Here is a 12,683-nt window from a genome sequence, read left to right as displayed (position 1 = left end):
AAAATATATCCTAAATGGAAAGGTGTATTTTTGAAAGAAGGTGATACATAACCCGAAGCCGATAGCCAAAAGGAATAACTGGAGATATTAATTTCATGGTAGTCGGGTAGCCTCAAATCGTCTTTTGATTTCTAGATTGTTGGTAAGAACTTATTTAGGAACTAAGGAGAGGTGTAAGGATGAAAAAAAGAAACCGAAAATTATTAGTACCGGCTGTTGCTTCATTGTTAACATTATCGATGTATTTCCCAGGAGGCCCAACTTTTGCCGCAGCTTCCAAACATGTACAACTTAATCAGGTAGCTCCAACTGCTGCAAATCATGGTACTTCCACTGGTCACACAAACCGTAACTCCAAAGCTACTGTAACTATTGCCCTTCAGCTAAGAAACAGCGATAAACTGGATGAATATATTGCCAGCTTAAAGAACCCTGACTCCATCAACTACAAGAAATACTTAACTCCCAACGAATTTAAAAATCAATATGGACCAACTGATACTACTGTTGCCAATGTTAAAAGCTATTTGACAAGTCAAGGCTTTAAAGTCGAAAATGTTTCTTCCAATAACGCCTTTATTACCGTCAGTGGCACCATTGGTCAAATGGAGGATACTTTTGGTGTAACTATAAATAACTATAAAGATTCAAATGGCAAAACCTATTATGCCAATGATCAAGCTCCTTCCATTCCAGCTGAATTTTCTGGGGTGATTACGGATGTTGAAGGTCTCAATAATGAACCACATTATACACATTCGAAAATTAGTAGTGCATCTATGCAATTCTCCCAACAGAATAAAGCGGTGACACCAAAAGTGGGCAGTGGCCCAGCTGGCGGTTATACACCGGCTGAATTAAAAGGTGCATACGATATCAACCCACTGGCAACTGCCGGATATACTGGATCTGGCCAAACTGTAGCAGTTATGGAGTTGGACGGATATAAAGCAACAAACATTAGTACCTATAACAACTACTATGGCTTAGGAAGCCCTGCACCAACAAATGTATATATCGATGGTTATAGTGGTGCTGCTGGTCAAGGTGCAATCGAAGTTGAACTTGATATTGAGGTAATCAATGCAATTGCGCCAAAAGCACAAGTGGTTGTATACGAAGGGCCAAATAGTGCCCAAGGATTAATTGATACCTATCAAAAAATTGCCTCTGATAATACAGCAAAATCAATTTCTGTCAGCTGGGGGATCGGAGAGCAGCATGAAGCAAGTGCGACCATGAATAGTTTACATACCATATTCCAACAATTTGCTGCCCAAGGACAAAGTATTTTTGCTGCGTCTGGAGACAATGGTGCCTACGATTCTGGAGGTAGAACTTTAGAGGTTGATAGTCCCGCAAATGACCCGTATGTAACTGGCGTTGGTGGAACTCACCTGAATTTAAGTGGTACTTCCTACAGTTCAGAAACGGTTTGGAGTAACAAAACAAGCAAATCAGGTGACGGTGGAGGATTATCTAAAGTTTATACAATGCCATCGTTCCAATCAGGTCCTGGTGTCCAAAACAGTTATTCGAATGGTAAAAGGGAGGTTCCAGATGTATCGGCAGCTGCTGACCCTAACACTGGATATTCAATCTATACTGGAGGTGCCTGGCATGTAGTAGGTGGTACATCAGCTGCTGCACCATTATGGGCTGGAATCGCTGCACTCAATAATCAATTCGCACAAGCAAATGGCAAGGGTAACCTTGGTCAAGCAAATCCAACTCTTTATCAAGTCTTTAATACAACTCAAAAATATGCAGCATATCATGATATTACGTCTGGAACAAACTTGTACTATCCGGCTACCTCTGGCTACGATATGGCTTCAGGTATTGGGACACCAGATGCGTATAATTTAATTCGCGATATAAATGGGTTTTAAAGTAGTAAATCGACAGTCTCCAAATTGGAGGCTGTCATTTTTGTTAAAGAAAAAAATTAAGAGTCAATCTTAAATTCAAGTCTAATGAAGAATATACTTTAAAATGTGTAGTAAACATGTTAAAAAGCTTTACAGCAATACCTCAAATCATGAGGAAATATGTGGGAATTAGGCAACTAATTATTTTATTAAAACAGAACATGATGATTTGATAATAAATAAAAACAGAAATAAATTAGTATTACTTTAACTTAATACTTTTTGTGAAATTATTGCTAAATATAGATATGTTAAAAGTTGTCGAATATAATAGAAATATAAAAAAATTTAATTAAGGAAAAAGGGGGGGTTATGTTGCTGTATGCAATATTAGGCGTTGCTATTGTAGAAATTATTATCCTTTTACTTATAATGACTAAAATTGGAAAAGGTTTTGGTCAAAGTGGTGATGGATTAACCAGAGAAGAGATAGAAAATGAAAGAAATAAGATGATAAAGCAGGTCCGAGAAGAAATAAATTCTTCTAAAACAGAATTGCATACTTTACTTAGAGGAAATAGAGAAGAATTAGCAAATAGCTTCAATGTATTTATGAAAGAAACAAGTTCAAATATAAAAGGATTAAGGGAGCAACAAGAGCAATCGCAACAAAGACACGTCGATACTATGAATAAATTAATTCTATCGACTGAAGAGAAATTAAGTACAATAAATGATACAACAAATAAACTTCAAGAGAAAACAGTTAAGACATTACATGAAAATCATGTTACTACTTCGAAAAATTTAACTGACCAAACTGAAAAAATCTTACAAACCATAAATGAACATATAATAGGGATGCAAAGAAGTAATGCCACTCACTTAGAGAAGATAAATGAAAATGTTGAGAAAACAATTAATTCATTACAAGAGAGTAACAACAAGAGATTAGAAGAGATTCGCAAAACAGTTGATGAGAAATTACACGACACTTTAGAAAAAAGACTTGGAGCTTCATTTAAAATGGTTAGTGAACATCTTGAAAAGGTACAACGTGGCTTAGGAGAGATGCAAACATTAGCAAATGGAGTAGGGGATTTAAAACGAGTATTAGGTAATGTAAAAACTAGAGGGTCTTGGGGTGAGGTTCAGCTTCATAACATTCTAGAACAAATGTTAACTGCAGAACAATATGATGTAAACGTTATCACAAAACCTAAGAGTAAAGATAGAGTTGAGTTTGCGATTAAAATACCAGCTAAATCAGAAGAAGAAAAGACAATCTATTTGCCGATTGATTCGAAATTCCCATTATCTGATTATGAAAATTTACTGCAAGCATACGATGAAGCGAACCAAGAAAAAGTTGTGATTTACCGTAAACAACTTGAAAATAACATTAAAAATGAAGCTAGGAAGATTAGTGAAAAATATGTGGAACCACCATTCACGACTGATTTTGCGATTATGTTCTTAGGAACAGAAGGGTTATATGCAGAAGTTTTAAGAATACCAGGATTAGTTGAATTACTACAAAGAGAGTACCGAATAGTGTTAAGTGGACCAACTACCTTGACAGCATTATTAAATGCTTTACAAGTAGGTTTTAGAACATTAGCAATTGAAAAACGCTCAAGTGAAGTTTGGAAATTGTTAGGAATGGTAAAAACAGAATTTGGTAAATTTGGAGACTTATTAGATAAAACTCATAAAAAGATGCAGGAAGCTACAAATAAACTAGAAGAAGCTAGTAGAAAATCAAGAAATATTGAACGTAAGTTAACTAAAGTAGAAGAAGTACCGGTAAGTAATACTTTCTTAATAGATGAAGTAATACCTTCTTAATAGAAGAAGGTATTACTATAAACAGGGATGAATATTCATTCCTGTTTTTTGTTTGAATTGTATATAGATAAATTGAAGGTTTTTAAAAGATTGAGCAAAATGAATGCTTTTTATATTTTGTTATTTAAAAGGAGAATGACGATAGTCTCTTTTCAGCTCCAAATTAAATTGATTAGCCCATTTAGCTATACCCTACCACTTTGGAATTCAGGTTTCATAATACTTTAGGTAAAAAATAAGTTTGTTGGATTAATTAGAATTATTTATTAATCTCAAGAAAAAATTTCGTTGACTGGCAAAATCTACTTTAGCACTTAAACTAGACCGAGTTAAATTAACGACTACACCTCTCCTAAGATCTCCGAAAATCTGAAGGTAAATACCAAATGCGATTTCAGGTGCTACTCTTTCAGCGATTTCAATAAAGGGAGTAATTAAACGATTAGCATCACAAAGTCATTTCTATTGCTCTAATCTATTGATGTTATAGGAATCCTAAACGGTGAATAGTAACAAATAATTACAAGGAATTCTTAATTGGCGGAAGGGTCGTATTAAACAAACTAGTTGTAATAAATTGTTCATGATAATCAAAATCTATTACATAGTGGAGCAATTTGAATTAAAAGCGCTTGCATTTTTTTAATTATGTTCTTATAATACTTGTATACAAGTATACTCGTATGGAATTGAAGGTGAACTTATGTCAGAATTAAAGAAATATCTTTATCCGGAAAAATGGCTATCAAAAGCTTCAGCTGGTGATCGTGTAACATATGAATTAAGGATGCAGATAATTTCTGGACTAATTGAAAGCGGTACCAAGTTATCAGAAAATAAATTGGCTGCCGATTTTAATGTAAGTCGTTCTCCTATTAGAGAGGCATTGAAAACTTTAGCATCTGAAAATCTAATTCGTTTAGAAAGAATGGGTGCAGTTGTTATTGGATTAACTGAAAAAGAAATAGAAGAAATATATGATGTGCGCTTACTAATTGAAACATTTGTATTTGAGCGATTGGTAAAATTAGACACGAAAGAATTGGTTATGGAACTAAGTAAAATTCTTGAAATGATGAAAATTGCTATTAAATATCAAGATGCAGATGAGTTTTCATTTCAAGATGTATTATTCCATGAAACGATTATTCGAGCGATTGATCATTCTTACATTTTGATGATCTGGAATAATGCAAAACCAGTTATGGAAGCGTTTATACTTTTATCAATGCGAGTACGGTTTAAGGAAAAATACGAAGACTTTCAACGAATAGTCGAAAATCATCAGTTATATATTGATGCAATTAGTACGAAGAATAGAGACCTTATGATTCAATCATTACATCAAAACTTTGATGATGTTCAAGGAAAAGTAGAGGATCTTTGGAGATCTCAACAAATGTTTTCAAAAGGAGTAGAACAAGAATAATGACAAACTATATGTTAGGGTTAGACATCGGTACCACAAGCACAAAAGCCGTTTTATTTACTGAAACAGGTGAAGTCGTTCAGCAAGAGAATATCGGATACCCACTCTATACACCTGATATTTCAACAGCTGAACAAGACCCAGAAGAGATCTTTACAGCTTTAGTACAAGCAATTTCTAAAATAATGAAACAACATCCTCAAAAAGAGATATTATTTATTTCTTTTAGTAGTGCAATGCATAGCCTAATTGTTATGGATGAAAATGATCAACCATTAACGCCTTGTATTACATGGGCAGATAATCGAAGTGAGTCTTGGACTCATAAAATTAAAGATGAATTAAATGGTCACGAAATATACAAACGAACAGGAACTCCTATCCATCCAATGTCACCTTTAAGCAAGATAACATGGATTGTTAATGAACGACCAGAGATCGCACAAAAAGCGAAAAAATATATTGGAATTAAAGAATATGTATTTAAAAAATTCTTTGATCAATATGTTGTGGATCATTCGATTGCTTCAGCCATGGGTATGATGAATCTTAAAACATTAGATTGGGATGAAGGAGCGTTACAAGTAGCAGGAATTACAACTGATCAACTATCAAGACTAGTACCTACTACGGAGATTTTTACAAACTGTAATCCTGAGTTAGCAAGACAAATGGGAATTGATCCACAAACTCCTTTTGTAGTTGGCGCAAGTGATGGCGTACTTTCAAATCTTGGTGTGAATGCGATTCGAAAAGGAGAAATTGCAGTCACAATTGGGACAAGTGGGGCAATTCGAACGATCATTGACCAACCGCAAACTGACGAAAAAGGACGAATATTTTGCTACGCATTAACAGAAAAACACTGGGTCATCGGTGGACCAGTAAACAATGGCGGAATGGTATTTCGTTGGATTCGTGATGAATTTGCGGCTTCGGAAGTTGAAACTGCAAAAAGATTAGGTATTGATCCATATGAAGTATTAACAAAGATTGCCGAAGGAGTAAAACCAGGAGCAGATGGCTTGTTATTCCATCCTTATTTAGCTGGTGAACGTGCACCATTATGGAACCCTGATGTTCGAGGATCCTTTTTCGGATTAACGATGGCACATAAGAAGGAGCATATGATTCGCTCTGCACTAGAAGGAGTTATATACAACTTATACACTGTTTTTCTAGCTCTAGTTGAATGTATGGATGGACCAGTATCTAAAATCCAAGCAACTGGTGGGTTCGCAAGATCAAATGTATGGCGTCAGATGATGTCTGATATTTTTGATTTAGATGTAGTCGTACCAGAAAGCTATGAAAGTTCATGTCTTGGTGCTTGTATTTTAGGTCTTTATGCAACAGGAAAAATAGAATCCTTTGAAGTAGTATCTGAAATGGTCGGTAATACGCACAAACATACTCCTAATGAAGATGCAGTAAGAGAATATCGAGAATTATTGCCAATCTTTATTAGCCTATCGAGAGTATTAGAAAAAGATTATCAGCGGATTGCTAATTATCAAAGAGGATTAATTATTAAAAATAAATAGATATTCGGGGGGGATTTCCATGCCACTAGTTATAGTAGCAATCGGAATAATCGCATTACTTGTTTTAATTATGAAGTTAAAATTAAATACTTTCCTTTCATTAATTATAGTTTCATTTGGAGTTGCTTTAGCACTTGGAATGAAACCAGACAATATTGGTACAACGATTGAAGCTGGGTTAGGCGGAACACTTGGTCATTTAGCATTAATCTTCGGACTTGGTGCAATGCTTGGTAAGTTGATCGCAGATTCTGGTGGAGCTCAACGTATTGCGATGACGCTTGTTAACAAATTCGGTGAAAAGAACATTCAATGGGCAGTTGTTGCTGCTTCATTCATTATCGGAGTCGCTCTATTCTTCGAAGTAGGATTAGTATTATTAATTCCGATTGTATTTGCCATATCTAAACAATTAAAAGTTTCTATTTTATATTTAGGTATTCCAATGGCAGCTGCTTTATCTGTTACACATGGTTTCTTACCGCCACATCCAGGTCCGACTGTAATCGCTGGTGAATATCATGCAAATATAGGTGAAGTATTACTTTACGGTTTTATTATTGCCTTACCAACTGTTTTTATCGCAGGTCCTTTATTTACAAAGCTTGCTAAAAAGCTAGTACCAGCCTCGTTCACAAAAACGGGTAATATTGCATCTTTAGGTGAACAAAAAACATTTAAACTTGAAGAAACTCCTGGTTTTGGAATCAGTGTTTTTACAGCTTTACTTCCTGTTATTTTAATGTCATTTGCAACAATTGTTAATTTGTTACAAAAAACAATTGGATTTGATGATAATAGCCTATTAGTAGCGATTCGCTTTATTGGTAATGCTGGTACTGCAATGGTTATTTCACTATTAGTGGCGATTTATACAATGGGATTGGCTAGAAAAATACCAATTAAAGAAGTTATGAACTCATGTACAACTGCAATTACACATATTGGGATGATGCTCTTAATCATCGGAGGTGGCGGTGCCTTCAAACAAGTGTTAATTGATGGCGGTGTTGGTGATTATGTAGCTGAGTTATTCAAAGGTACTTCAATGTCACCGATTTTACTTGCTTGGATTATTGCAGCGATCCTACGAATTTCATTAGGTTCTGCTACTGTTGCAGCTTTAACTACTTCTGGTTTAGTTATTCCAATGTTAGGTCATTCTGATGCTAACTTAGCTTTAGTCGTTCTAGCAACTGGAGCTGGTAGCTTAATCGCTTCACACGTTAATGACGCAGGGTTCTGGATGTTTAAGGAATATTTTGGATTAAGTATGAAAGAAACGTTCTTAACTTGGACATTACTAGAAACAATTATTTCCGTTTGCGGACTGTTCTTTATTCTTTTACTAAGTTTATTCGTATAATGGAAAAAACCAGCAGGATGTATTACTTTTCACTTACTGAAGGTTAATTAATCATAAAGGGCAGTATCCTCATTATAATACTTAGAAACGTTTACGTATTATAGTAGTGGTATACTGCTCTTTCTTTTATTATAGTTCAGTGTTTGAGAACCAATCGACATTCAAGGAAGAACGTGATAATTTCTACGTGATCGTCTATTGGGTAATGTTGCCCTTTGCTAATTGAGAGATGTAGTTCTTCAAGGTTACTGGTTTGAGACTTAGTTCATAAGGTTGTTTTGGTTAATCAGACCTATATTTAAAGAAATACATAATAATTGTTCTTTCTTTAGTTGATAATTTTGGACTAGAAAAAGTGCAGGACAAATGACATAAAAAAATTTAGAGAGGGCTTAAAAAACGATTCAATTTGAAGTATCATATATTCCTAAAAGTTTAAAGTCTAATTGTTAGAATTCTATCTTTTTTTCGTTGACATAGAACTCCCACCGAGTTATATTGGTTTCAGACAGTTAGAATTCTAATTATTCGGAGGTGAACGATTTGATTGATACACCTTATACGAGACTTCTAAGTACTATTATGCATAAGGTACGGGATCAATTGTCGTATCGTACGAAAGAACTTGAAGTAAATCCACAACAAGGTAGGATGATCAGTTATATTGCTGAGCATCAGGATCGAGGTTTAATTCAAAAGGATTTAGCAGATGCATTTAATCGAAGAGGTGCAAGTATAACCAGTATGCTTCAAGGACTTGAGAAGAATGGATACATTGGTAGAAAAATTCAAGCTGATAACGAACGTCAGAAGCAAATTTTCGTATTAGATAAAGGTAAAGAAATCGTTAATCAGATTGATGATATGTTTTTGGCAATGGAATCTCGATTAACAGAGTCATTGACTGAAGAAGAAAAAAATGAATTTTTACGCCTATTGAAAAAAATTGATTCAAACCTTTGAGTGACTACGGCCATTACGGTCGTATCGATATAAACTTAGAAATCTAAAAGTTAGAATTCTAAGTATATATATTCAAAAATTATAATTATAAAAAAATAAAAAGATAAGATTCGGGAGGATGGAATATAATGGAAGAATTTGAAATAGATCAATCAAATATTTATTATTTAAAAGATGCACCGATACGTAAAGCGTTAGCTCGTTTATGTATCCCAATGATGATTGGGATTTCTGCTGGTACAATTTATAACTTAATAAACGTATTTTTTATCGGTTTAGTTCATGATACTGCGATGTTAAGCGCGATTACATTAGGATTACCGATCTTTACAGTACTAATGGCGATTGGGAATGTATTTGGGGTTGGTGCTGGAACTTTTGTTACTCGTCTTTTAGGTGAAGGGAATCTTCAGAAAGGGAAATCAGTAGCTGGATATGCTTTTTATATGAGCATTATGTGTGGATTGATTATTGCAGTAATTGCCTTATTATTTGTTAATCCAATTGTTCATTTGTTGGGAGCGGACGCCACAACATTGCTTTATACAAAACAATATACAATCACGCTTTTTATTGGTGGCTTTGCATTTATATTGAACTTTGCATTAGAACAAATTGTGCGTTCTGAAGGTGCAGCAAAAGAATCTATGTATGGCATGTTCATTAGTGTTATTTTTAGCATCATATTTGATGTGTTATTCATTTTAGTTTTAAACCTTCATGTAATGGGGGCTGCACTTTCGATGGTTTTAGCAAATATCGCGGCAAGCATCTATTACGTTTGGTTTTTAAACAGAAAAAGTGAAACATTAAGAGGTTTCTTAAAGAATTGGAAAGTATCAAAAAACGATCAATTAGAAATCTATAAAGTCGGTGTTCCTGAGCTATTTAAAATGTCATTTATGATTATTACAACCTTATTATTAAACAACTATTCCATTGAATACGGCGAGCATGTTGTAGCAAGCTTTGGAATTGCAGTAAGGATTGCACAACTCCCAGAGTTTATAACGATGGGCTTATTTATAGGGGCTATTTCTTTAATTGCTTATAATTTTGGTAGGAAAAATAAACCACGTCTATATGAAACTTTAAAAGAGTTAACATTATGGATTGGTGGAATCTCAATTGTATTTGGTGGAATTGTATATATTCTTAAAGATCAAGTACTCGGTTTATTTACAAGCGATTCAGCCGTGCTAAGTATTGGAGCACTAATCTTAACAGCTCAACTCATTTCATCTGTTTTTAACGGATTCATAGGTTTATTCACTAGTATTTTCCAAGCGTCCGGTGAAGGACTTGCAACAGGAATCATGTCAATTACACAAGGAGTTCTTTTCATTCCAGTTATCATCATCTTGCATCATTTTTATGGATTAAGTGGCATAATTTGGTCTTTAACACTTACGGAGGGGATAACGTTCTTTATGGGTGCTGTTCTAATGATTCCTTACTTAAGAAAACTTAAGATAATGCCAGATAGCAGCCTAGCTCATCAATAACCAGTTTTTAATCAAATAAACTCGAAGGAATTTTCAGTATTACAAATTATAATATTAAATACAAACTATGAAAAAAGTTATTAACTAAAATGTGTGAAACAGACATTAGACTGGAAATAAAGCATAAGTTCCTTAAGGTCCTTATGCTTTATTTTTTTTGTTCTTTAAATTTGCTTATTATTATTCCATGAAAAAGGCGCTTCGCTCAGAAGTAATCCATTGCTCTAAATCGTCTTTGCTACGTCGAACAAGTCTATTCACTAGCACATCGTGCCATATATAATCCTCTAATAAGTAAATATGAACTGGATCATTTGTATAAAAAGCAATACTACGATCCTCAATTGATGGTCCATAAATCATCTCTTTAGAATCAATCGACAAAATAAACCAATGATCTGTAGACTTAGTCTCAGTAAATGGTGTTATGCGATGACTTTCTAGTTTTCCAATTGGATTTTCGACATGTAGCGTAATTCCTTGTATGGTTGCTTTTTCAGTCGCATGAACCAGTTCCTTTTTCAAAACCTCATACATTTCGTCCCACATTGATATTACAATCCGTTTTTCTGCTTTTTTAATCAACGTCTCACAATAGTTAATAATCGTTTTATAGTCCTTTAAAGTAATGACACGGTTGTCCACTTTTTCACCAAATGATTCTAGATCCTTTAAAGAGTCACTTATAACTGAATAAGTTGATTGCCACTCTGTTTGGGCCTTCTGTAAAAAGATATCAACGGGCAGGGGGGAATATCGTGCCGTGTCATTTATTTCCTCTTTCAAGACAATACCTTTTTCAACAAGATTACCTAACACATCATAAATACGTGCTCTTGGTATACCGGAGTCCTTGCTAACTTGATAAGCTGTTACAGGACCTTGTTTAACGAGTGATACATAAGATTTAGCTTCATATTCGTTAAAACCTAATTTTTTTAACTGTTGCACTAGATCTTCCATTTTTCGCACTCCTATTTTTGTTTATGTAATAAATTTACAATATCTATTTACAGATAGCAATTTGTTAGTTACTATTTCAGTAGTGACTATACTGAAAGGTTGATAGAAATGCATCTAGACTCATCTTTATTAATTATTTTAATTTGTTTTGGATTTTTAGCTTCATTCATTGATTCTGTTGTTGGGGGTGGAGGGTTAATTACACTACCTGCATTATTATTCACTGGACTTAACCCTGCCGCGGCAGTAGCTACCAATAAATTAGCAGCGACAATTGGCTCTCTAACAAGTACATTAATGTTTTATCGTTCTGGTAAAATCGACTTAAAATCAGTGCTTAAATTTTTTCCGCTTTCATTTGTTGGCTCATTATTGGGTGCATACACTGTACATTTGCTAAACCCTGAAATGCTTAAGCCATTGATGTTAATTATGCTCGGAGCAGTAGCAATTTTTACTATTTTCAAGAAAGATTGGGGCAGCATTTCAACACAAAAAAAATTATCCAATTATCAATTCATTATTTTTTTAGTTACAATATTTGCGATTGGTTTCTATGATGGGTTCATTGGACCTGGAACAGGATCATTTTTAATTTTTGCTTTTTTGATGATTGGGTTTGATTTTTTAAAGTCTGCAGGCAATGCAAAATTTTTAAACTTTAGTAGTAATATTGCTGGATTGTTAATGTTTATGTTTTTAGGACAAGTAAACTACACTTATGGAATAATAATGGGAATAGCACAAATTGCTGGTGCGATATGTGGATCGAAATTTGCGATAAAAAAAGGAAGTGGTTATGTACGTGCTCTTTTTATTGCAGTAACCTGCTTACTATTAGTGAAGAATATATATGATTATATCCAATAACTTTTAAAATACTGATCTCCCTTTAAGGTAAGAAAGTGGATGTAGAAATAACCATTTATAGCTTTAAAAGTAGGAGAATTGGACTGGATTCTAAAAAGCACTCCAATTTATCGACAGGAGTGCTTACAGAATGTATTAACTTGTTTGAACGGTTTTATAAGATCAACAAACTCTAGAATGTTTATTCTTAGTAAAAAATAATAAGAGTCTTTTTAGAATACAAGTTTTAAATTTATAAAATACGTTGATGTTCAATCGTAATTGACCTATAAACTGTTTAACAATCTGTTACGCTACTTTAAGTAAAGGATATTAAATTAGGTT

General features: G+C 34.0%; 9 protein-coding genes. 8 read left to right on the top strand and 1 reads right to left on the bottom strand.

Going from position 1 to position 12,683, the window contains the following annotated elements:
• The first annotated feature begins 179 nt into the window (after positions 1 to 179).
• The 7 genes from BED47_RS15785 (at position 180) to BED47_RS15755 (ending at position 10,526) form a co-directional block, all read left to right on the top strand.
• A complete protein-coding gene (locus tag BED47_RS15785; RefSeq protein WP_069034449.1) occupies positions 180 to 1,892 on the top strand; it encodes a S53 family peptidase in 1,713 nt (570 codons plus the stop codon).
• Between the two features lie 351 nt (positions 1,893 to 2,243).
• The gene (locus tag BED47_RS15780) at positions 2,244 to 3,719 is read left to right on the top strand and encodes a DNA recombination protein RmuC (protein WP_069034448.1); all 1,476 of its coding nucleotides are present in this window, start codon (positions 2,244 to 2,246) and stop codon (positions 3,717 to 3,719) included.
• Positions 3,720 to 4,422: 703 nt separating this feature from the next.
• Positions 4,423 to 5,148: a GntR family transcriptional regulator gene (locus BED47_RS15775; protein ID WP_069034447.1), complete on the top strand. Its 726-nt coding sequence runs from the start codon at positions 4,423 to 4,425 to the stop codon at positions 5,146 to 5,148.
• Entirely contained in the window at positions 5,148 to 6,692 is a 1,545-nt protein-coding gene (gene gntK / locus BED47_RS15770) for a gluconokinase (protein ID WP_069034446.1), read from the top strand. Before BED47_RS15775 ends, gntK begins: the two co-directional genes overlap by 1 nt.
• Positions 6,693 to 6,711: 19 nt before the next feature.
• A complete protein-coding gene (locus tag BED47_RS15765; protein ID WP_069034445.1) occupies positions 6,712 to 8,058 on the top strand; it encodes a GntP family permease in 1,347 nt (448 codons plus the stop codon).
• Positions 8,059 to 8,601: 543 nt separating this feature from the next.
• The gene (locus BED47_RS15760) at positions 8,602 to 9,021 is read left to right on the top strand and encodes a MarR family winged helix-turn-helix transcriptional regulator (protein WP_084006951.1); all 420 of its coding nucleotides are present in this window, start codon (positions 8,602 to 8,604) and stop codon (positions 9,019 to 9,021) included.
• A 128-nt stretch (positions 9,022 to 9,149) separates the two neighbouring features.
• Positions 9,150 to 10,526, top strand: a complete 1,377-nt coding sequence (locus tag BED47_RS15755) for an MATE family efflux transporter (protein WP_069034444.1) — start codon at positions 9,150 to 9,152, stop codon at positions 10,524 to 10,526.
• 180 nt (positions 10,527 to 10,706) lie between these two features.
• Here the strand turns inward: BED47_RS15755 and BED47_RS15750 are convergent, their stop codons facing one another.
• Positions 10,707 to 11,489, bottom strand: coding sequence for a TrmB family transcriptional regulator (locus BED47_RS15750; RefSeq protein ID WP_069034443.1), 783 nt, complete (start codon positions 11,487 to 11,489; stop codon positions 10,707 to 10,709).
• Between the two features lie 108 nt (positions 11,490 to 11,597).
• Between BED47_RS15750 and BED47_RS15745 the strand changes: the two genes are divergently transcribed.
• A complete protein-coding gene (locus BED47_RS15745; protein WP_439097788.1) occupies positions 11,598 to 12,359 on the top strand; it encodes a TSUP family transporter in 762 nt (253 codons plus the stop codon).
• Positions 12,360 to 12,683: the final 324 nt, after the last annotated feature.

Source organism: Gottfriedia luciferensis (genome assembly GCF_001712755.1).
GTDB lineage: Bacteria > Bacillota > Bacilli > Bacillales > Bacillaceae_G > Gottfriedia > Gottfriedia luciferensis_B.
Note: the sequence above shows the minus strand (reverse complement) of the source record. Positions and strands in the feature narration are given on the sequence as shown.

Coding starts and splice junctions, on each gene's coding strand:
- BED47_RS15785 (WP_069034449.1), top strand. CDS start 180: ATGAAAAAAAGAAACCGAAAATTATTAGTACCGGCTGTTGCTTCATTG.
- BED47_RS15780 (WP_069034448.1), top strand. CDS start 2,244: ATGTTGCTGTATGCAATATTAGGCGTTGCTATTGTAGAAATTATTATC.
- BED47_RS15775 (WP_069034447.1), top strand. CDS start 4,423: ATGTCAGAATTAAAGAAATATCTTTATCCGGAAAAATGGCTATCAAAA.
- gntK (WP_069034446.1), top strand. CDS start 5,148: ATGACAAACTATATGTTAGGGTTAGACATCGGTACCACAAGCACAAAA.
- BED47_RS15765 (WP_069034445.1), top strand. CDS start 6,712: ATGCCACTAGTTATAGTAGCAATCGGAATAATCGCATTACTTGTTTTA.
- BED47_RS15755 (WP_069034444.1), top strand. CDS start 9,150: ATGGAAGAATTTGAAATAGATCAATCAAATATTTATTATTTAAAAGAT.
- BED47_RS15750 (WP_069034443.1), bottom strand. CDS start 11,489: ATGGAAGATCTAGTGCAACAGTTAAAAAAATTAGGTTTTAACGAATAT.
- BED47_RS15745 (WP_439097788.1), top strand. CDS start 11,598: ATGCATCTAGACTCATCTTTATTAATTATTTTAATTTGTTTTGGATTT.